This window comes from Paralcaligenes ureilyticus (assembly GCF_004346225.1).
Lineage (GTDB): Bacteria > Pseudomonadota > Gammaproteobacteria > Burkholderiales > Burkholderiaceae_B > Paralcaligenes > Paralcaligenes ureilyticus.
The window spans coordinates 13,453-32,434 of record NZ_SMAJ01000008.1 but is presented as its reverse complement, the minus strand read 5'-3'; the positions used below and the strand labels follow the sequence as shown (position 1 = coordinate 32,434).

The 18,982-nt window shown below is 59.7% G+C and carries 21 protein-coding genes; 11 read left to right on the top strand and 10 right to left on the bottom strand.

Features of this window, described 5'->3' with window-relative positions:
- The first annotated feature begins 369 nt into the window (after positions 1-369).
- The 5 genes from EDC26_RS11760 (at position 370) to pyrF (ending at position 4,035) form a co-directional block, all read left to right on the top strand.
- On the top strand, positions 370-657 hold the full coding sequence (locus EDC26_RS11760; RefSeq protein ID WP_132582802.1) for a co-chaperone GroES: 288 nt from the start codon (positions 370-372) through the stop codon (positions 655-657).
- A gap of 28 nt (positions 658-685) precedes the next feature.
- Positions 686-2,338 carry a chaperonin GroEL gene (groL, locus tag EDC26_RS11755; RefSeq protein ID WP_132582797.1) on the top strand — a complete coding sequence of 551 codons (1,653 nt, stop codon included), beginning with the start codon at positions 686-688 and terminating at the stop codon, positions 2,336-2,338.
- 131 nt (positions 2,339-2,469) lie between these two features.
- Entirely contained in the window at positions 2,470-2,646 is a 177-nt protein-coding gene (locus EDC26_RS20160) for a hypothetical protein (protein WP_165931011.1), read from the top strand.
- 119 nt (positions 2,647-2,765) lie between these two features.
- Positions 2,766-3,149, top strand: a complete 384-nt coding sequence (locus tag EDC26_RS11750) for a diacylglycerol kinase (RefSeq protein WP_132582795.1) — start codon at positions 2,766-2,768, stop codon at positions 3,147-3,149.
- Positions 3,150-3,219: 70 nt separating this feature from the next.
- On the top strand, positions 3,220-4,035 hold the full coding sequence (gene pyrF / locus EDC26_RS11745; protein WP_132582793.1) for an orotidine-5'-phosphate decarboxylase: 816 nt from the start codon (positions 3,220-3,222) through the stop codon (positions 4,033-4,035).
- Here pyrF and EDC26_RS11740 read toward each other — a convergent pair.
- From EDC26_RS11740 to ribBA, 6 genes are read right to left on the bottom strand one after another with little or no spacing between them, the layout of a single operon-like run.
- The gene (locus EDC26_RS11740; RefSeq protein WP_132582791.1) at positions 4,019-4,525 is read right to left on the bottom strand and encodes a CinA family protein; all 507 of its coding nucleotides are present in this window, start codon (positions 4,523-4,525) and stop codon (positions 4,019-4,021) included. The genes pyrF and EDC26_RS11740 overlap by 17 nt on opposite strands.
- The gene (locus EDC26_RS11735) at positions 4,522-5,046 is read right to left on the bottom strand and encodes a phosphatidylglycerophosphatase A family protein (protein ID WP_132582789.1); all 525 of its coding nucleotides are present in this window, start codon (positions 5,044-5,046) and stop codon (positions 4,522-4,524) included. Before EDC26_RS11735 ends, EDC26_RS11740 begins: the two co-directional genes overlap by 4 nt.
- 32 nt (positions 5,047-5,078) lie before the next feature.
- Positions 5,079-6,038 (bottom strand): thiamine-phosphate kinase, encoded by a 960-nt coding sequence (gene thiL / locus EDC26_RS11730; RefSeq protein WP_132582787.1) that lies wholly within the window; start codon positions 6,036-6,038, stop codon positions 5,079-5,081.
- Positions 6,039-6,058: 20 nt separating this feature from the next.
- The gene (nusB, locus tag EDC26_RS11725; protein ID WP_425012623.1) at positions 6,059-6,583 is read right to left on the bottom strand and encodes a transcription antitermination factor NusB; all 525 of its coding nucleotides are present in this window, start codon (positions 6,581-6,583) and stop codon (positions 6,059-6,061) included.
- Positions 6,549-7,055 carry a 6,7-dimethyl-8-ribityllumazine synthase gene (ribH, locus tag EDC26_RS11720; protein WP_132582783.1) on the bottom strand — a complete coding sequence of 169 codons (507 nt, stop codon included), beginning with the start codon at positions 7,053-7,055 and terminating at the stop codon, positions 6,549-6,551. Before ribH ends, nusB begins: the two co-directional genes overlap by 35 nt.
- A 13-nt stretch (positions 7,056-7,068) precedes the next feature.
- Entirely contained in the window at positions 7,069-8,232 is a 1,164-nt protein-coding gene (gene ribBA / locus EDC26_RS11715) for a bifunctional 3,4-dihydroxy-2-butanone-4-phosphate synthase/GTP cyclohydrolase II (RefSeq protein WP_132582781.1), read from the bottom strand.
- A gap of 109 nt (positions 8,233-8,341) precedes the next feature.
- Here ribBA and EDC26_RS11710 point away from each other — a divergent pair, with 109 nt between their 5' ends.
- Both EDC26_RS11710 and EDC26_RS11705 read left to right on the top strand, forming a co-directional pair.
- Positions 8,342-9,178, top strand: coding sequence for an IclR family transcriptional regulator (locus EDC26_RS11710; protein WP_132582779.1), 837 nt, complete (start codon positions 8,342-8,344; stop codon positions 9,176-9,178).
- Between the two features lie 57 nt (positions 9,179-9,235).
- On the top strand, positions 9,236-10,831 hold the full coding sequence (locus tag EDC26_RS11705; RefSeq protein WP_132582777.1) for a CYTH and CHAD domain-containing protein: 1,596 nt from the start codon (positions 9,236-9,238) through the stop codon (positions 10,829-10,831).
- A 199-nt stretch (positions 10,832-11,030) separates the two neighbouring features.
- On the opposite strand, the gene ftsY is transcribed toward EDC26_RS11705, so the two are convergent.
- The gene (gene ftsY / locus EDC26_RS11700; RefSeq protein ID WP_425012598.1) at positions 11,031-12,209 is read right to left on the bottom strand and encodes a signal recognition particle-docking protein FtsY; all 1,179 of its coding nucleotides are present in this window, start codon (positions 12,207-12,209) and stop codon (positions 11,031-11,033) included.
- A 59-nt stretch (positions 12,210-12,268) separates the two neighbouring features.
- Between ftsY and rsmD the strand changes: the two genes are divergently transcribed.
- The 3 genes from rsmD to EDC26_RS11685 all read left to right on the top strand — a co-directional run bounded on the left by rsmD (position 12,269) and on the right by EDC26_RS11685 (position 13,794).
- Positions 12,269-12,865 (top strand): 16S rRNA (guanine(966)-N(2))-methyltransferase RsmD, encoded by a 597-nt coding sequence (rsmD, locus tag EDC26_RS11695; protein WP_132582775.1) that lies wholly within the window; start codon positions 12,269-12,271, stop codon positions 12,863-12,865.
- 82 nt (positions 12,866-12,947) lie between these two features.
- On the top strand, positions 12,948-13,457 hold the full coding sequence (gene coaD, locus EDC26_RS11690) for a pantetheine-phosphate adenylyltransferase (protein ID WP_132582773.1): 510 nt from the start codon (positions 12,948-12,950) through the stop codon (positions 13,455-13,457).
- Positions 13,458-13,542: 85 nt separating this feature from the next.
- The gene (locus tag EDC26_RS11685; protein ID WP_132582771.1) at positions 13,543-13,794 is read left to right on the top strand and encodes a YfhL family 4Fe-4S dicluster ferredoxin; all 252 of its coding nucleotides are present in this window, start codon (positions 13,543-13,545) and stop codon (positions 13,792-13,794) included.
- A gap of 2 nt (positions 13,795-13,796) precedes the next feature.
- Here the strand turns inward: EDC26_RS11685 and EDC26_RS11680 are convergent, their stop codons facing one another.
- Both EDC26_RS11680 and EDC26_RS11675 read right to left on the bottom strand, forming a co-directional pair.
- Positions 13,797-14,183: an MOSC N-terminal beta barrel domain-containing protein gene (locus EDC26_RS11680; protein WP_132582769.1), complete on the bottom strand. Its 387-nt coding sequence runs from the start codon at positions 14,181-14,183 to the stop codon at positions 13,797-13,799.
- Positions 14,180-16,777, bottom strand: coding sequence for an AsmA family protein (locus tag EDC26_RS11675; RefSeq protein ID WP_132582767.1), 2,598 nt, complete (start codon positions 16,775-16,777; stop codon positions 14,180-14,182). Before EDC26_RS11675 ends, EDC26_RS11680 begins: the two co-directional genes overlap by 4 nt.
- Before the next feature lie 273 nt (positions 16,778-17,050).
- On the opposite strand from EDC26_RS11675, the gene EDC26_RS11670 reads away from it, so the two are divergent.
- The gene (locus EDC26_RS11670) at positions 17,051-18,328 is read left to right on the top strand and encodes a bifunctional O-acetylhomoserine aminocarboxypropyltransferase/cysteine synthase (RefSeq protein WP_132582765.1); all 1,278 of its coding nucleotides are present in this window, start codon (positions 17,051-17,053) and stop codon (positions 18,326-18,328) included.
- 194 nt (positions 18,329-18,522) lie between these two features.
- Here the strand turns inward: EDC26_RS11670 and EDC26_RS11665 are convergent, their stop codons facing one another.
- Positions 18,523-18,945 (bottom strand): YidB family protein, encoded by a 423-nt coding sequence (locus EDC26_RS11665; protein ID WP_132582763.1) that lies wholly within the window; start codon positions 18,943-18,945, stop codon positions 18,523-18,525.
- Between the last annotated feature and the right edge of the window lie 37 nt (positions 18,946-18,982).

Below are 18,982 nucleotides of genomic sequence, written 5' to 3'. Positions count from 1 at the left end.
CGCTTAGAGTCGGTGTGATCCGCTGGTGACAGATTTCAATCGACCAAGCCCATAAATATCACCAAAAAACCAAAATCGCCGGACTTAGGATACTCACCTAAAGGCAAAAAAACGGTTGTAGAGCGCATCAATGCTAGCTTTACGTGTTTTGGAGAGTTCCAAACTGAGTGACGGAAATTCCAAACTCAATGAAAATCGACACCAAACTCAGTGAAAATCGACAACAGCCAGCGAAAATGTAACAACCCTCCCCACCCCACTTGAACAAATCCAATTCATCCTTATAATTAGCACTCGAAGGGGTTGAGTGCTAACAAATCATCCCCCACTGATTTCCAAACCCATTATCTATTGAACAGGAGTTCCTCCATGGCACTGCGTCCTTTGAACGATCGCGTGATCGTCAAGCGTCTGGACAACGAGCGCACCACTGCGTCAGGCATCGTTATCCCCGAAAGCGCCGCTGAAAAACCCGATCAAGGCGAAGTCGTGGCTGTTGGCCCCGGCAAACGCTCCGACGACGGCAAAATCCAGGCTGTTGATCTGAAAGCTGGCGACAAAGTTCTGTTCGGCAAATATGCCGGCCAGGCCGTCAAGGTCGACGGCGAAGAACTTCTCGTCATCCGCGAGGACGAAATCCTCGCCGTGATCCTGTAATAACACGAATCAAGCAAGGAATTTAATAATGGCTGCTAAGCAAGTACTATTTGGCGATGACGCTCGCGTGCGCATCGTCCGTGGCGTGAACATTCTCGCCAATGCCGTTAAAACCACTCTGGGCCCCAAGGGCCGTAACGTGGTTCTGGAGCGCTCTTTCGGCGCCCCCACCGTGACTAAGGACGGTGTATCGGTTGCCAAAGAAATCGAACTGAAAGACAAATTCGAAAACATCGGCGCTCAGCTGGTTAAAGAAGTTGCCTCCAAGACTTCGGACAACGCTGGCGACGGCACCACCACGGCAACCGTGCTGGCGCAATCGATTGTGGAAGAAGGCCTGAAGTATGTGGCCGCCGGCATCAACCCGATGGACCTGAAACGCGGTATCGACAAAGCGGTCGCCGTGGCTGTGGCCGAGTTGAAGAAACTGTCCAAGCCTTGCACCACCAGCAAGGAAATCGCGCAAGTCGGTTCCATTTCGGCCAACAGCGATAGCTCGATTGGTGAAATCATCGCCAATGCGATGGACAAGGTCGGCAAGGAAGGCGTTATTACCGTTGAAGACGGCAAATCGCTGGAAAACGAACTGGACGTCGTCGAAGGCATGCAATTCGACCGCGGCTATCTGTCGCCCTACTTCATCAACAATCCCGACAAGCAAGTAGCTGTGCTGGAAGATCCTTATGTCCTGATTTACGACAAGAAAATCAGCAACATTCGCGACCTTCTGCCCATTCTTGAGCAAGTTGCCAAATCCAGCCGTCCTCTGCTGATCATTGCCGAAGACGTGGAAGGCGAAGCCCTGGCTACTCTGGTGGTCAACAATATTCGCGGCATCCTGAAAACCACGGCTGTCAAGGCTCCTGGTTTCGGCGACCGTCGCAAAGCCATGCTCGAAGACATCGCCATCCTGACCGGCGGCGTGGTTATTTCCGAAGAAACCGGTATGTCGCTTGAAAAAGCCGCCCTGACGGATCTGGGCCAAGCCAAGCGCATCGAAGTGGCCAAGGAAAACACCACCATTATCGACGGCCATGGCGACGGCAAATCGATCGAAGCCCGCGTCAAGCAAGTTCGCGTGCAAATCGAAGAAGCCACGTCCGACTACGACCGTGAAAAACTGCAAGAACGCGTTGCCAAGCTGGCGGGCGGTGTAGCAGTGATTCGTGTCGGCGCCGCGACCGAAATCGAAATGAAAGAGAAGAAAGCTCGCGTGGAAGATGCTCTGCATGCCACTCGCGCCGCAGTCGAAGAAGGCATTGTTCCTGGCGGCGGCGTAGCGTTCATTCGTATCAAGGCCGCTGTTGCCGCTGTCAAGGGCGACAACATCGACCAAGACGCCGGTATCAAGCTGATCGTTCGCGCGATCGAATCTCCTTTGCGCACCATCGTGGCTAATGCTGGCGACGAGCCTAGCGTTGTGGCTGACAATGTAGCCAAGGGCAAGGGTAACTACGGTTACAACGCCGCAACGGGCGAGTACGGCGACCTGGTTGAACAAGGCGTGCTCGATCCCACCAAGGTGACCCGCACTGCATTGCAAAACGCAGCGTCGGTGGCCAGCCTGTTGCTCACGACCGAAGCCGCTGTGGCTGAAATCGTGGAAGACAAGCCTGCTGGCGGCGGCGGTATGCCTGACATGGGTGGTATGGGCGGCATGGGTGGTATGGGCGGCTTCTAAGCGTCTGTATAACCTGCCGGTTTTCGGACCGGCACCCTGATGGAAAAATCCGGTCCTTGTGGCCGGATTTTTTTATGGGTCGGCGGGTATGTTTTTGTAGCGGCAGCCCTTGTGGCTGCCATCGGCGTTCTATGAATAACCGCCTCGATTTTCAACGATTTGGCAGCCACAAGGGCTGCCGCTACATCAACGACGATTTCGTCAAAATCAACCACACGAGCGTCGTGGCCGGTCGAGGTGGGGCGGGCGACTCGGGCACGCCGCCCCGAAGCCGGTCCTGCGCGCGGGAAGTCATGGCGCAGCCATGACCGTGCACGTCGGAGCCCGACCCACCTTGACCGGCCACGACGCGGGGCTAGAAGGTTTTATTGGAGACTATGTTAATGCCTATATGGCAGCCACAAGGGCTGCCGCTACAATAGCCATCATGAGCACAACTTCCCCGTACAAAAGCCAAGGCGGCCTCGGCCGCTTGCGCAATGCGCTTAAATTTTCGCTGCAAGGCTTCAAGGCCGCGTTCCAGCACGAGGCCGCGTTTCGCCAGGAACTGCTGCTGGCCGTCGTGCTCACACCCGCGGCGTTCTGGGTCGGCCGCGGCGCCATGCAAATCCTTCTGCTGATCAGCACCATTGTCTTTGTGCTGATTGTTGAAATCCTGAACTCCGCGCTCGAAGCCCTGGCCGATTCCATCACGATCGAGCATCACGCTCTCGTCGGCCGCGCCAAGGACCTCGGCAGCGCAGCGGTCATGCTATCCCTGCTGTTGGGCGGCGCAATTTGGGCAACCGTGCTTTACCTACGCTTCCATTAAAATAATTCTTATAACGCCCACCACGCCGGTGGCCCTCGTTCCGTCTCCCGCCGTTCACTGGCCCCTACCCATGACCTTCACCGAAAAACTCAACCACGCCTGGGCCACATCCCACTCCATGCTGATGATGGGCCTGGATCCAGATCCGCAGCGGTTCCCCGCCGAGATCGCCGGCCGCGGCGACGCCATTTACGAATTCTGCCGCGCCATGGTCGACGCCACCGCGCCTTACGTTTGCGGCGTCAAGCCGCAAATCGCCTACTTCTCCGCACAGCGCGCCGAAGCGCAGCTTGAAGCCTTGTGCCAGTACATTCACGAAACCTACCCGCACCTGCCCATCGTGCTCGACGCCAAGCGCGGCGACATCGGCTCAACGGCCGAGCAATACGCCCACGAGGCCTTCGAGCGCTATAACGCCGATGCCGTCACCGTTAACCCCTATATGGGCTTTGACACGCTGCAACCCTATCTGGCCTGGGAAGATCGCGGTGTCGTCATCCTGTGCCGCACCTCGAACAAGGGCGGCTCCGATCTGCAATTCATCGAGTCCAAAGACGGCGTGCCCCTGTACCTGCACGTGGCGGGCCTGGTGGCCGATCACTGGAATACTCACGGGCAGTGCGCGCTGGTGGTAGGGGCGACCTTTCCCGAAGAGCTTGCACGCGTTCGCGAGCGGGTGGGCGACATGCCCTTGCTCGTGCCCGGCATCGGCGCGCAAGGCGGCGATATTCCGGCCACGGTCAAGGCGGGGTGCGATAGCCACGGTACAGGAATGATGATCAACTCATCGCGCGCCATTCTGTATGCCAGCGGCGGCGATGACTGGCGCGAAGCCGCCGCCCACGCCGCCCGCGCGACGCGTGATGCGATCAATGCTGCCCGATAAGCTCAATGGCGGTGTGTAAGGCGTAGGCCACGGCGCTCTCGCGCACCTGCCGGCGGTCGCCCTCAAATACACGAATGGCCGCGCGGGTGGCCACGCCGTCGGGCGTGCGTTGCGCAAAGCCGAAACACACCATGCCCACGGGCTTGCCGGGGGTCGCGCCGCCCGGCCCGGCGATACCCGTGGTAGAGACGGCAAACTGTGTGCCCTTGGCCGCGTTAAGCACCCCTGCCGCCATTTCCATGGCCGTCTCTTCGCTTACCGCGCCAAAACGTTCCAGCGTATCGGCATGCACCCATAAATGCTGCATCTTCGCCGCATTGCTGTATGTGACAAAGCCGCGGTCGAACCATAGGCTGGATCCCGCCAGATCGGTTAGCGTTGCACTCAGCAGGCCTCCGGTGCAGGATTCGGCGCAGGCCATCATCCAGCCCCTGTCAAGCAATTGCTGCGCCAGGGTTTGAACCAATGCCGATGAATCGTTCTCGTTCATAGCAGTCGCTCCAATAGCACCAATATCGCCATCACCAGCAAGGTGTAGACGGCAGCGACGATATCGTCCCACATGACGCCAAAGCCATTCTTGAAATGGGCGTCGAAAAAATGAATGGGTGGCGGCTTGGCGATGTCGAAGGCTCTGAACAAAATAAACGCCAGCGACTGGGCCTCCCAGGTGCCGGGCGTCAGCCAGAGCACGAGCCAGAAGGCAATGATTTCGTCCCATACCATGCCGCCATGGTCGGGCACGCCCATTTCTTTTCCAACCCGGTCGCAACTCCAGCAGCCATAGGCAAACGAGACGATCAATAAGCCGGCCACGGCCGCATCGGAAAACCGGGCAACGACCAGTATCCACAGAATCCAGGCCAGCACGGTGCCCCAGGTACCCGGGCCGGGGCGCAACAGGCCGCTGCCAAAACCGAACGAGATAATCCGCGCGGGCGAGCGAAATACCCATGCCGCCGTAGGCTTGAAAGGAGGCGATGCAGAGACGTCAGATGCAACAGAAGACATGGAACTCACCTTTAAAAAGCCTCGCGAAAAACTCAACCGAAATGATCGAAACCCACCGGCAAAGGATGGATAAGCTGCCCGGCGGCGTCTTTAACCCGCAACCCGGGCTGCGCGGTAATGCAGCCAATGCGCGACACCCGTAGCGCGCCCTGACGGGCCAGCGCCAGAATCTGCTCGCGACGCGCAGGCAAGGCCGTAAAACAAAGCTGGTACACGTCGCCCCCGCCCAACACGGCCTCCTGCACGATGGCTGGCGGCAGACTCTGCAAAACAGGGTCTGCCGGCATCGCGGCATAGTCGAGATCGGCACCGCACCCGCTGGCCTTGAGTATATGTCCCAAGTCCTGCACCAGGCCATCGGAAATGTCCAGGGCCGCGTTGGCAACGCCGGCCAGTTTCCGGCCAAATTCAAGGGGGGGCTGCGGCCACTCCAGAAACGGCCGCGTCGCTTCCAGCAAGGCCGGATCGGGTGCGAGCGTGTTCAACATAAGCCGCAAGGCGACATCGGCCGCCCCCAGCGTGCCCGTGACCCACACATCGTCGCCCACCTTGGCCGCATTGCGCCGCAAGGCATAACGGGCATCGACCTGCCCGAACACCGTGACGCTAATGAGTACATCGGAATGGCTGCGCGTGGTGTCGCCGCCGATAAGCGGGCAGGACGCCGCATCAGCCAATGCGTAAAATCCCTCGGAAAACGCCTTTAGCCAGGCAGGCTCGACACGCGGTATGGACAGCCCCAGCAAGCAGGCGAGCGGCTGGGCGCCCATGGCGGCCAGATCCGACAAATTGACGGCCAACGCTTTGTGGCCCAACGCGCGCGGGTCGACATCGGCAAAAAAATGCCGGCCTTCGATCAGCAGGTCAGTGCTGGTTGCCAACTGCATGCCAGGGGCCACAGGCAATAGCGCACAGTCGTCGCCCACCCCCAGAAACTGAGGCGGCGCAGGACGCGAAAAATAGGTGGCGATCAGATCGAACTCGTTACCCAACTCGCCCTCGTCAGTTTGGCTTAAGGGCTCGAGCGCCGAGCGGCGGCCGCCCCAACCTCGGCGGTGCGAACGTCGGCCGCCAGTTTATCGAGAACGCCATTGACGAACTTGAAGCCGTCGGTCCCGCCGAACGACTTGGCCAGCTCCACCGCTTCGTTGATGGCCACTTTATAGGGGACTTCGACATGGTGGATAAGCTCGAAACTGCCTATCAGCAAAATGCCGTGTTCAATAGGCGAGAGCTCGGCAAGCGGCCGGTCGATATAGGGAACAAAGCGTTCGCGCAAACCCGGAGCCTCGGCCAGCACCCCGTGGAGCAGCGTCTTGAACCAGGTTGCGTCGGCCTCTGGGAACTCCTCGTCATCGCGAATGTGGGCGTCGATGGCGCCGGCTTCCTGATTGCCCTCTTCGGCGCGCAACAGCCAGGCATACACACCCTGCAAGGCGAATTCGCGCGCACGGCGGCGCGCGCTGCGCGAATTCGCCCGCTGCGCCGAGCCGCTATGGGTTTTACTCTTCATCGTCAAGGTCTTCGTCCTCGTCATCATCATCCGACTCGGGCTCGAGCGCGGCGACCAGATTGGCCATTTCTACTGCGGCACGCGCACAATCGCGGCCTTTATCAACGGCGCGAGCCTGAGCCTGCTCATCGGTATCCGTGGTCAATACGCCATTGGCGATGGGAATCCCCGTTTCAAGCGCCACCCGGCTGATGGCCGAAGCGCTTTCGTTGCTGACTATTTCAAAATGGTAGGTTTGGCCGCGGATGACCGCGCCCAGCGCAATCAGTGCGTCGAACTCGAACGTTTCGGCCATCTGCGCCAGAGTTACCCCCAGCTCGAGGGCGCCAGGCACCGAGACCACCATGACGTCGCGCTCGTCAACGCCCAGCTCGGCCAGCTCGGCCACGCAGGCCTCAAGCTCGGACAAACCGATTTCTTCGTTGTAACGGGCGCGAACAATGCCCAAGTGCAGCCCTTCACCATTCATATCGGGAGATAACGTATAGGGATTCATATTGGTCGTCCTGTTAGGCCAAGTTGAGGGGTTCGCTATCGTAACCCGTGATGGTCAAAGAAAAGCCGGCCATGCTGGGCATTTTTCGTGGTCGAGCCAATAAACGCGCGTGGCCGACGTTCAGGTCGCGCAGAATTTGCGCGCCGATACCATAGGTTCTGAGGTCGAAACGACTGTCGTCGCCTGGCTTGATTTCACCGGGAGCTTGCGCCCACGTTGCAAACTGATTGAACATGAGCTCGGCCGAACCCTGGCAATTGAGCAATACCAGTACGCCCGAAGGCGCCGCGGTAATCGTTTTGAGCGCATTGGCAATGCTCCAGCTGTGGCCGGTTGCGCCGTCGCACAAAACATCGAGCATGCTGGTGGGTTCGTGCACCCGCACCAGGGTTTCGGCCTCGGGAGAAATGTCGCCATGCACCAGCGCCAGATGCGGCGCGCCGGAGGCGCAATCGCGATACGCCACCGCGCGAAAAGCCCCCCAGGCCGTCTGCACCTCGCGCGAAGACAGGCGCTCGACCATGGATTCATGTTCGCTGCGATACTGGATAAGGTCGGCAATCGTGCCGATCTTCAAGCCATGCTCCTGGGCGAACAGCTTCAGATCGGGCAGCCGCGCCATCGTGCCGTCGGGTTTGAGGATTTCGCAAATAACCGCTGCGGGGGTCAGCCCGGCCAGCGTGGTCAGGTCGCAACCCGCCTCGGTATGCCCGGCACGCACCAGCACACCGCCGCGCACCGCCTGGATAGGAAAAATATGGCCGGGTTGCACCAGATCGGCCGGTTTGGCGTCGTGCGCCACGGCGGCCTGTACCGTCCGGGCACGGTCGGCGGCGGAAATCCCGGTGCCGACCCCTTCGGCCGCTTCGATGGACATGGTGAAATTGGTGCCGTACCGGCTGCCATTGCGGCTGGCCATCAGCGGCAGCTGCAATTGCCGGCAGCGGTCTTCGGTCAGGGTCAGGCATACCAGCCCGCGCCCGTGGGTCACCATGAAATTGATGGAATCGGCCGTGACATAGTCGGCCGCCATGACCAGATCGCCCTCGTTTTCGCGGTCTTCCTCGTCGACCAGAATCACCATGCGCCCGGCCCGCAACTGGGCGATAATTTCCGAAACAGACGAGATTTCGTAGGACTGCGGGTCGGCGCACGCAGCGGCGGCGGGGTTGCTCATAACGATAGGCTCAGTAAGAAATTGGCTAATTTTAACGCCTCTATACCGATACTAACCCGCAAAGCCAAACCCTAGTACTATTGGCATGCTTTTAGACGAATCCTCGATAATGGCCGACCAAAAAATTCCAGCCCCGCCCAACGACGGGCGGCGCAGCATCCAGTCTGTGGAAACCGGGTTCCCCCTCTTGGCCGGCCTGGTCGATGCGGGCGTGCCGCTTACTTTGCGTGATCTGGCGACGCGCGCGGGCATGACCTCGGCCAAGGCGCACCCCTATCTGGTCAGTTTCGTGCGTGTAGGCCTGGTGCAGCAGAATAGGGCTACGGGCCAATACGAACTGGGCCCTTTCGCCCTGCAGATGGGCCTGGTCAGCCTGCAGCGGCTGGATCCGGTGCGCATCGCCCTGCCCTACGTCGATCAGTTGGCCAGCCAGATCGGACACACGCTGGCCATTGCCGTTCTGGGCTCGCACGGTCCGACCATGATTCATATCTGCGAAGCCAGCTATCCGGTGCACGTGAACATGCGCAAAGGGACCGTCATGTCGATGCTGCATACGGCCACGGGCCACGTCTTCGCCGCGTGGCTGCCGCCCAAAATCGCCCAGCATTACATCGAGCGGGAAGCGGGCGACACCGCCGTGGTCACCAGCATTGGTCAGCACCAACCCAGCGCCGAGGCCATGAAGACGCTATTGGCCGATATCAGGGCTCATGGCCTAGCCCGTGCGCTAGGAAACCCGCTGCCTGGCATCGATGCGTTTTCCATACCGGTTTTCGACCATTCCGGCAATATCGCACTGGCCCTGACCTGCCTGGGGCCCAGCACCCTGTTCGATTCCCGCTGGGAAAGCCCGATCGCTCATTCGTTGAAGGAATGCGCCGACGCCATATCCAGGCGGCTAGGCTATAAACCGCCTAAACTGACTGTCATACAAACGTCATAACTCTATTCAATAATGTCTCATACCCGTCACATAGGGGCTTAGCAGCGGGCGACGGCCATGCAAACCCTTAATGTTGCACCCACAGGCAGCCCAGCGGCGAACATGGAAGAACGAGAACTCAAACTACACGTCCCGGCCAACGCACGCACGGCAATCGAACAGGAGTTGCGCAGCCAGCAGGCCGACGAAATCGCCTTGCATGCACTATATTTCGATACGGCCGGGCGCGAACTGGCGCAAGCCAGGATTTCGCTGCGGCTGCGCCTGGAAGGCGAGCAGTGGATACAAACCCTGAAGGCGCCGGGCGCGGACGCCTTGTCCCGTATTGAAATCAACCAGCCGCGCAGCACGCCGACACTGGATTTATCGTTTTACGAGGGCAGCGATCTGTCGGCCATTTTTTCCCGGCTCAAGCACCCCCTGGCGCTGCGCTATGAGACTCGGGTCAAGCGCCTGGTGCGGAAGATCCCGACACCCTCGGGGGTGGTGGAGCTGGCTTATGACCAAGGCGTGATTTGCGCCGGCGGCCTTGAGCTGCCCATCAGTGAAATTGAATTCGAACTGCTCAAAGGAAACATCCGCAGCCTGTTCATCCTGGGCCGGAAATGGACACGAAAATACGGCCTGATCCTGGATCTGAGAAGCAAAGCGGAAAGGGGCGACGCCCTAGCCATCGCGGCGCAAGCCCAGCCGGCTGCCGGCGCCGATGATTCGTCATCGCCCGCCACGCTCGCCGCCGAACATTTCATCAAGCCGCAGCGAGCGGCCATACCCCGCCTTAAACCCGCCATGTCGGCCGCCCAGGCCTACCTGGCCTGCGCTGACGAATGCCTTAATCAAATCATCCGCAACGCTGCCTTCGTCGCGGGCGTTGACAGCGCCCTGGCAGACGAGACGCTGCGCGCCGAACACGTTCATCAATTGCGGGTAGGCATACGCCGCCTGCGCTCATGCTGGCGTCTGTATCGGGATTGGATCCCACCCGTGGCGCCGCGAACCGAAGCCCAGGTGCGCCGGCATTTCAGCGCTTTCGGCCAGACACGCGACGACGATGTGGTCCGTTATACCGTTGCGCCTCTCATCGAACGGGCGGGCATGCCGGCCTGTACCCTGCCTGCGGCACAAACCCATACGCCCGACCATTCGGCTGCGCTGGCGGGCCGCGCTTCATTTCAGATCCTGCTATTGAATTTGCTTGAAGGTGTCATTGCGCCAGCGAGAATAACCGCCGGGGCGATGCCTCAAAGCCTGCCAGCGCAAGCCAAGCCCCTTAAAAAGGCGCTGGCGGCCGTGCTGAACAAATGGCTCAGGCAAATCGAGGGGCAAGGCGGCGCGTTTGCGCTATTGACGATCGAAGAGCAACACGACTTGCGCAAGAAGGTGAAACGCCTGCGCTACAGCCTGAATTTTTCCCAGACCCTGCTCGCCAAGGCCGCCCTGGAGCGGGTGTTGACCGAGCTGGCGCAAACCCAGGAGATTCTGGGCGAGCTGAACGACTTGTATTTGGCCCAAGGGTGCTACGAAGCACTCGTGGCCGACCAGCCCCAGGCCTGGTTTGCCGTGGGCTGGCTGCGCGCGATGCAGGATCAAAAAAAGCAGGCGGCCCAGGCGGCCTTCAAAGCCCTGATTGCTGCAGGGAAGCTGAAAGCTTGATTTAGATTCGTTTTTGAATTGGCTGTGCAACTTTTATCGGTGGCACCCACGAGGGGTGCCGCTACGGATACCGGCATCGCTACGGATACCGGTCGGGAAGTTGTAGCGCCACCCCTTGTGGGTGGCAAAATCCTGAACGTCAGATGGGATCTGGCAGAGATGACAGGCACAAGGCCTGTCGCTACAGATATCGACAGAATCATTCCCCGACCAACGCGGCGGCGAAATCCCGCGCCACAAAGGGCTGCAAATCGTCCAGGCCTTCGCCCACGCCTATCCAGTAAACAGGTATCGGCCGCACACCCTGACTGCCGGCGGCCACCGCAGCGAGGGTGCCGCCTTTGGCGGTGCCGTCCAGCTTGGTCACCACCAGGCCGGTTAGATTGACCGCCGCATCGAAGGCGCGAATCTGCGACAGTACGTTTTGCCCTGTATTGCCATCAATGACCAGCAAGACTTCGTGAGGCGCGGCCGAATCGGCTTTGCCGATAACGCGGCGGATTTTCTTCAATTCTTCCATCAGATGCAGTTGCGTAGGCAAGCGCCCCGCCGTGTCGATCATGACCACGTCGGCCTGACGTGCACGCCCCGCGTTCACCGCATCAAAGGCCACGGCGGCCGCATCGCCGCCGTCTTGCGAGATCACCGTTACGTTGTTGCGCGCGCCCCAGGCGACCAGTTGCTCGCGCGCCGCCGCGCGAAAAGTGTCTCCCGCGGCCAGCAAAACACTGGCCCCCTGGCGCTGGAAGGTGTTGGCCAACTTGCCGATGGACGTCGTTTTACCTGCTCCGTTCACCCCGGCAATCATGACCACCAAGGGCACAAACTGTCCCAACGGAAAGGGCTTTTCAAGAGGCGCCAGATGGTCGGCAAGAATATCGCGCAGGGCCGCCCTGACTGCCGCGGCATCGTCGAGCCGGTCTTTGCGGACCCGCACGCGCAAGGCGGCCAGCAGCTTTTCTGTTGCTTCGACGCCGGCATCGGCCATAATCAGCGCCGTCTCCAGGTCGTCGAACAGCGATTCATCCACCTTGACGCCGACAAACAAGCCACCCAGGCTCTGGCCCGTGCGCGACAGGCCCTGCTTCAGGCGCGATAGCCAGCTTGTCTTGGCACCCGGCGCCGCGGGTACCTGAGCGGGCTCTACGACAGCATCTTGCACCACGGCTTCAGTAGCTTTCGCCGTAGCGGCCGCCTTAGCGGCGGATTCCACAGGCGGTTCAACGGAACCAGCAGGTTCAACCGGGAAGACGGGCTCCATAGGCGGTTCAGCGGATTCAGCAGGCTCAACCGGGGCGGCCTGCGGCAAAGCGGCCGAAGCGTCATCCGCCGCCGGCTCATGCGGGCCCGGCTTCTTTCTTTTAAATAAACTAAACATAGGCTTTACACTATCCAGCATCCACTTGGTTAAAGGGCCACCCTGGTCTTGGGCGTACCATGAAGAAGCACCTTGTCCGTATTGTAGGCGGTGATTACCGCCGCACCGTTATCCCCGTCGTCGACGCCAAGGGCCTGCGGCCCACGCCCGACCGCGTCCGGGAAACCCTGTACAACTGGCTGCAGCATCTTTGGGATCAGGATTTCTCGGCCAGGCGCGTGCTCGACCTGTTCGCCGGAACCGGCGCCCTGGGTTTCGAGGCCGCCTCCAGGGGGGTTGAACACGTGCAGATGGTGGAGTCCAATCCGGCAGCGGTGACGGCACTGCAGGCATTGCGCAGCAAACTGCAGGCCAACCAAGTGCACATCCATGCCGGCGACGCGCGCGCGGTTCTGCCCACGCTGCGCGCCACGCCGTTCGACCTGATCTTGCTTGACCCGCCCTTCGGACATCAGTGGCTGGAGGCCTTGTGGCCCGCGCTGCCTCCCATTTTGCAGCCGCAAGGTCTGGTTTATGTCGAGGCGGAATCCGCCATATCGCCCCCTGAACCATTCGAATTGCTGCGTAGTGGCCGAGCCGGCCAAGTGCACTATCATTTGCTACGATTTGCTGCAGCGCAAAAAAAAGTCAATAATCCTGAAACCAATACACCGTAGCAGCCATGTAGCGACACCCCTCGTGGGTGCCATCCACCCCGAACCCTTTTACCAACCACCTCCACCGATCTTCGGAACCCGCATGATTACTGCCATCTATCCCGGAACATTCGACCCACTGACGCGCGGTCACGAAGACCTGGTGCGCCGCGCGGCCAGCCTGTTTGACCGAGTCGTCGTGGGCGTTGCCCACAGCCACGCCAAGAAACCGTTCTTTACCGTCAACGAACGGGTCGAGATCGCCGAAGAAGTACTGGGCCACTACCCCAACGTCGAAGTCAAGAGCTTTGCCGGGCTGCTTAAAGACTTTGTGCGCGATCAGGAAGGCCGTGTGATCGTGCGGGGCTTGCGCGCCGTCTCCGATTTCGAATACGAATTCCAGATGGCGGGCATGAATCGCCATCTGCTGCCCGAAGTCGAGACCCTGTTCATGACGCCCTCGGACCAATATCAATTCATCTCGGGCACGATCGTGCGTGAAATTGCCATTTTGGGTGGCGATGTCAGCAAATTTGTCTTTCCTTCGGTGGAGCGCTGGCTGCACAGCAAGGCCAAGACACATCGCGCCCTGCAAGAAGAAGAAGGTAATTAGGCACCCGCTAAGCGCCGGTTAAGCGCCCGGCGCAGGTTCGCACTACACTCAGTCTTAGTGACAATGATCAGGCAGGACTAGCGCCATGGCTTTGCGCATTACCGACGAGTGCATCAACTGCGATGTTTGCGAAACGCAGTGCCCGAATCAGGCCATTTCAATGGGCCCTGATATCTACATAATCAACCCGGACATGTGTACCGAGTGCGTGGGGCATTTTGGCGAGCCCCAATGCCAGGTTGTTTGCCCCGTCGATTGCATCGAGGTCGACCCGCAGCACCAGGAAAGCCAGGCCGTTTTATTGGCGAGGTTTCAGGCACTGACCGAAACCCTTTAAGGTTATTCGTCCCACCGCACGGCAGGCGCGTCGGGATGCACCTTCACCAGCCGGCTGGGGGTTCCCAGGCAATTCGATATCCACGCGCAAGCGAGCTCGCCTTCGTCCACGACATCTATGGTCTGCGTGCCTATGATGGCCTGGCGGCGCACGCTGTCGTCGTCTTCGATGACATCGAGCGGTATGTCCATGCGCAGCATGCCCGGGGCGCGCATTACCAAATAACCGAAACGAATCGACACTTCCACCTGCGCCAGCTTGGGTTGATCACGCTGGGTAAGCCTGCGCCAGCCGGCGTCGACCACCAGCCATTGCCGGTCGTAGGGAGCGGCGTCGCTATTGTCTATCCCCGCGCAGGCTTCTATAGGGAAGTAAAGAGTAGGGTTCATTTGCCTAGCAATCCTTTTAATGCGTTGCCGATACTTCTGATGGTGTCCGATTTGGTGGGTGCCGCAGGTTGGGCCGGTGCGCCCAGTTTATCCGCCTTGGGCAGGAAGTCCTTACCCACCTGATTCGACATCAAGTCGAGCAGGCCATCGCGCACCGCCTGCTTGACGGCCTTGCTGCCAATGTCTTTCCATTGCACATGGTATCCCAGCGCCGCAAAAGGGCCGGCCACGAGAATCGGCACGGTAACGCCTTTCAGGGTGGCCAGCGCGGGGCCGCCCTGACCCATAAGCGTATTGACCAGACGCACGTTGACGAGCAGATCAAGCTGCTTGTTGACCAGGTCGATCGAATTGGGCGACCCTTCGGTTACGCGCAGCATGGGGGAGTTCAAATCCAGCTTTTTGAACGTGCCCTGACCGCGCTCGAAAGCCAATTGAGCGTCGAGTGTCGAGAAGTCGGTTTGCCGGGAAGCGTCGAACTTGGTCACTACGTCGGGCATCTGGCCGCTGAATGCATTTTCCACCGCGCCGCCGACTTCACGCAATGTTTGAGCCACATTGATCCCCTTGACGGCTCCATCATGAACACGGGCCTGTACCGTACCCGATACATCCGCCTTCAAGGCGGCCACCGTCGCCCCCTGGGCATGCAGGTTCAAGGCGATATCTCCGGTCCCGCTTAGCCGGCTTTGACCCGTCAGGCCCGTCAGCAGGCCGTCTACATTGACATGAGCCAGCGACAGCTGGGCGGACATCGCGTTGTGCGCGTCGGCCGAAAGCGTGCCGCTCAGCGCGCCCTGATACAGATCGGCCGACAACGGCGCCACATCGAGCTTGCCGTTAAGCACCCTCACGCCGGCGTTGAACTTGTCGAGCTGCAGACCGCGCGCATTGATATGCGCCACCTTGACCGTACCGCTTAAATCGAGGGCATCCAAAGGCGACAAATTAACGCTGCTCGACGGTTTGGACGCATCGGCGGGCGCCGCCGGCTTGGCCGCGGCACTGGGGGCCGCGGGCTTGCCGCCAGCCGTGGCAGCCTTGGCATCAGCCGCGGCCGCTACCTTGGGATGCTCGGGCGGGAGCAATTTGTCGAAATCCAGGGTATCGGCATTCAGGTCGAACACAATTTGCGGATCGTTCAGCCGGGTCGCCTTGAGCTTGAGGTCGAGCTTGCTGCCGTTCAGGACGGCATTGATTTCGCTGCTGGCCTGGTCTTTGACCAAGTCGGCCTGCATGCTTCCAATGAGGGGAAACTCGAAACTGTTGCCGGGCAAGGACGGGTCTTCGATCTTGACGTCGCCCTTAATGGCCGACAGCCCGCCCTGCTGTTTATAGGCGCTCCAGTTGGCCGGAGAAGACACTTTGAACTGCACCACGCGCAGCCCTTGCTTGAGCCCGCCTTCCACTTTCAGTTCTTTCAACGTCAGGTCGTTGGCGTTGCCGCCCAAACCGCTCACCCCCACGGCCAGCCCCAATACCTTTTGAGGGCCGGTCAGCTTGAGCGTGCCCGAAACCGCATCGCCTTTGGCCGCATCGGGCGAAATCGACAAGCTGGGCGCATCGACCGCAAGCTCATAGTCTTGCGTGGGCAAAGTGCCCTTGGAGCGCAACGACAACTTTTCGAGCAGCAGCTCGGACTGGCTGCGATCGGCCTTTAACTGGGGCACAGACAAATTGAAGCTGAGATTCTTGACCGGATGCGCGCCTTGCACGCCACCCTGTACGACCAGTTCCAGGTTGCTGGCCGTGAGCAGTTGCGAATACGCACTGTAGGCCAGGTTGCCGCGCAGGCTGACCGTCTTGGCATCGAGCGCGCCCAGGGCTCCCGACATCTGCACATTGAGCTTTTGCGCCGAATACACCTTTTGTTCGGGATTGATCCTGACCACGGCCTGGCCATCGAGGCTGGCCGCGGCTTTGGGATAGACGCCCACCACATTGCCTTTGAAGTCGACATCGAAAGGCTGGTCGAAGGTCACGCGGCCGGTATTGAGTGTGAGATTTTCGATGCGGGTTCTGGCGCCGGTCTTGAAATCGCGCAAATGGACTTCCCCATTTTTCAGGTTGAGGCCGGCAATATCAATTTGAAAATCGGCGCGCGCCGCCTCATGGCCCGTCAACACGGATAGCGCGGCAGGCTTGGGCTCTGGCGGGCCGGGCGGTGTTTGGGGTGCCGCGTCATTGGCTGATGCGCCACCCATCAGATCCTGAAAATTGAAGTGCCCAGGCCGATCGCGCACGATCCAGGCTTTAAAGCCGGACACGGCAACATGATCCACCACCAGTCGATTGGACATCAACGGCCAGATCGCCACGGCAAAGCGGGCACTGTCGATGGAAGCGAAAGTGTTGGTGCTATCGCGATCGGACAAGGACAGCCCTTGCACCGACAAACCTATGCGGGGAAAGAGCGACAGTTCTATATCGCCCTTGATGGCCAGGGTGCGGTGATAACGGCTGTAGACGATTTCTTCGAGCTTGCTCTTGTAGGCATTTGGATCGAAGGTCAGCAGAAAAATCGCCAAGCCGATCAGGGCTACGATTATCACCACCACCAATCCGAAAAGCACTCGTTTAAGCCAAACTTTCATTTCCGCCCTCAAAAACCTTGGGGATAACCCCCAATTAATGCGCAATCCATTGAATACGTTGCATGCTAACCCAAGCGCTCCGGAATTTTTCGGCCCTGCCCGGTTTTTCAGGCAGAAACCTGACAAAAGGTAATGAAACGCCGCCCGCACCGGGCTTTATGCCTGAATGCTATATCAACATGATTGAATAATCCGACCAGAGTATGAAAAACATCGGTACCATGGACAGTCCGCGCCCTGGGCCCTTCTTTCCACCAACCACTCGAATTGCTCATGAAACTAGAAACGCTCGCCATCCACGCCGGCTACCAGCCTGATCCCACCACCAAGTCGGTCGCCGTACCCATCTACCAGACCACCTCTTACGCTTTCGACAGCACACAACATGCCGCCGACCTGTTCGATCTGAAAGTGGCGGGCAATATCTACACACGCATCATGAACCCGACCAACGCGGTGCTCGAAGAACGTGTCGCGGCGCTTGAAGGCGGCGTGGCGGCGCTGGCCGTCGCCTCGGGTATGGCGGCCGTCACGTACGCTATCCAGACTATCGCCCAAGCGGGCGACAACATTGTTTCAGTCAGCAAGCTTTACGGCGGCACCTATAACCTGTTTGCCCACACTTTTCCACGCCAGGGCCTGACCGTCAAGTTCGCGCCGCATAACGACGTGGCCGCGCTTGAAGCCCTGATCGACGATCATACCAAGGCTGTATTTTGCGAGTCTATCGGTAATCCGGCCGGTAATATTGTGGACATACAAGCCTTCGCCGATGCGGCACACCGCCACGGCGTACCCCTGATCGTCGACAACACGGTCGCGTCTCCCGCCATTTGCCGGCCTTTTGAACACGGCGCCGATATCATCGTACATGCGCTTACCAAATACATGGGCGGCCACGGCACCACCATCGCCGGCGCCGTGGTCGATTCGGGCAAATTCCCCTGGGCCGAGCACAAGGATCGCTTCCCCATGCTCAACGAACCCGACCCGTCCTACCACGGTGTGGTGTATACCGAAGCGTTCGGCCCCGCGGCGTTCATAGGCCGCTGCCGGGTAGTGCCCTTGCGCAACACCGGCGCGGCACTTTCGCCATTCAACGCATTCCTGATTCTGCAAGGCATCGAGACACTGCCCTTGCGTATGGAACGCCACACCGAAAACGCGCTCAAAGTGGCGTCGTATCTGGCCAAGCATGAAAACGTATCGTGGGTGAAATACGCCGGCCTGGCCGACCACCCCGAACACGACCTGGCGCAAAAATACATGGGCGGCAAACCGGCCAGCATCATGTCGTTCGGCATCAAAGGCGGAAGCGCCGCCGGGGGCCGCTTCATCGATGCGCTAAAGCTGATCGTGCGCCTGGTCAATATCGGCGACACCAAATCGCTTGCCTGCCATCCGGCTTCAACCACCCATCGTCAACTAAGCCCTGCGGAGCTCGCGAAAGCCGGCGTCGGCGAAGACATGATACGTTTGTCGATCGGCCTGGAGCACATCGACGATATCCTGGCCGATCTGGAGCAGGCATTGGGTGCGAGCAAGGGGTAAGGCGGAACAAAACGCGGCTGGCCAGTATGAGGATGAACCGAATGGCACCCACAAGGGGTGCCGCTACAAAAACGTGTGGGTCACATGTAGCGGCAGCCCTTGTGGCTGCCATGGTGCTCTATTTACGGATGCCGCCTTGACCGTAGCGGTTTTGCCACCCACAAGGGGTGGCGCTACAGGGTGCCGCTACACCGTTAGCCAAGCTTGCCCAGCAACCCCGACAGGGAACCCATCAGCGATGAAACATTCAGGCCGCCCTGAGCAGGATCGACGGTGCCGTCGGGCGTGGCGTGATCCACGAGGTGGGGCAACAAAGTGCTGAGGCTGCTCAACACCGTGCTGGGATCCTGGCCCGAGCTTTGTGCCAATTTATTGACGACATCGTCACCCAAGGCGGACTGCACTTGCTCGCCCGAAACCGCTTGATTCGCGCCCGTTCCCACCCATGATGACACCGCGTCGCCCAAACCGCCTTCCTGGAGCTTTTGAACCAGGCCGGACAAACCGCCGGGATAGCTATTTACATGCTCAACCAAGGCAGACAACAGCGACGCCTGGCCACCCGTTTGATTGCCGCCGCCTGTTGCCGCAGAAAGTACAGAGTCTAGAAGTCCCATGATGTTCTCCTTAATTGAGAAGAACAGTCTAGCAAAC

Bases quoted from the DNA above. Each gene is read 5' to 3' on its own strand.
- EDC26_RS11670 (WP_132582765.1), top strand. From the start codon at position 17,051: ATGAAACTAGAAACGCTCGCCATCCACGCCGGCTACCAGCCTGATCCC.
- EDC26_RS11735 (WP_132582789.1), bottom strand. From the start codon at position 5,046: ATGTCTTCTGTTGCATCTGACGTCTCTGCATCGCCTCCTTTCAAGCCT.
- ribBA (WP_132582781.1), bottom strand. From the start codon at position 8,232: ATGAGCAACCCCGCCGCCGCTGCGTGCGCCGACCCGCAGTCCTACGAA.
- EDC26_RS11675 (WP_132582767.1), bottom strand. From the start codon at position 16,777: ATGAAAGTTTGGCTTAAACGAGTGCTTTTCGGATTGGTGGTGGTGATA.
- ftsY (WP_425012598.1), bottom strand. From the start codon at position 12,209: ATGTTTAGTTTATTTAAAAGAAAGAAGCCGGGCCCGCATGAGCCGGCG.
- EDC26_RS11740 (WP_132582791.1), bottom strand. From the start codon at position 4,525: ATGAACGAGAACGATTCATCGGCATTGGTTCAAACCCTGGCGCAGCAA.
- EDC26_RS11685 (WP_132582771.1), top strand. From the start codon at position 13,543: ATGGCTTTGCGCATTACCGACGAGTGCATCAACTGCGATGTTTGCGAA.
- rsmD (WP_132582775.1), top strand. From the start codon at position 12,269: ATGAAGAAGCACCTTGTCCGTATTGTAGGCGGTGATTACCGCCGCACC.
- EDC26_RS11680 (WP_132582769.1), bottom strand. From the start codon at position 14,183: ATGAACCCTACTCTTTACTTCCCTATAGAAGCCTGCGCGGGGATAGAC.
- ribH (WP_132582783.1), bottom strand. From the start codon at position 7,055: ATGAATCCCTATACGTTATCTCCCGATATGAATGGTGAAGGGCTGCAC.
- EDC26_RS20160 (WP_165931011.1), top strand. From the start codon at position 2,470: ATGAATAACCGCCTCGATTTTCAACGATTTGGCAGCCACAAGGGCTGC.
- EDC26_RS11760 (WP_132582802.1), top strand. From the start codon at position 370: ATGGCACTGCGTCCTTTGAACGATCGCGTGATCGTCAAGCGTCTGGAC.
- EDC26_RS11710 (WP_132582779.1), top strand. From the start codon at position 8,342: ATGGCCGACCAAAAAATTCCAGCCCCGCCCAACGACGGGCGGCGCAGC.
- EDC26_RS11750 (WP_132582795.1), top strand. From the start codon at position 2,766: ATGAGCACAACTTCCCCGTACAAAAGCCAAGGCGGCCTCGGCCGCTTG.
- EDC26_RS11665 (WP_132582763.1), bottom strand. From the start codon at position 18,945: ATGGGACTTCTAGACTCTGTACTTTCTGCGGCAACAGGCGGCGGCAAT.
- EDC26_RS11705 (WP_132582777.1), top strand. From the start codon at position 9,236: ATGCAAACCCTTAATGTTGCACCCACAGGCAGCCCAGCGGCGAACATG.
- coaD (WP_132582773.1), top strand. From the start codon at position 12,948: ATGATTACTGCCATCTATCCCGGAACATTCGACCCACTGACGCGCGGT.
- pyrF (WP_132582793.1), top strand. From the start codon at position 3,220: ATGACCTTCACCGAAAAACTCAACCACGCCTGGGCCACATCCCACTCC.
- groL (WP_132582797.1), top strand. From the start codon at position 686: ATGGCTGCTAAGCAAGTACTATTTGGCGATGACGCTCGCGTGCGCATC.
- nusB (WP_425012623.1), bottom strand. From the start codon at position 6,583: ATGACGAGGACGAAGACCTTGACGATGAAGAGTAAAACCCATAGCGGC.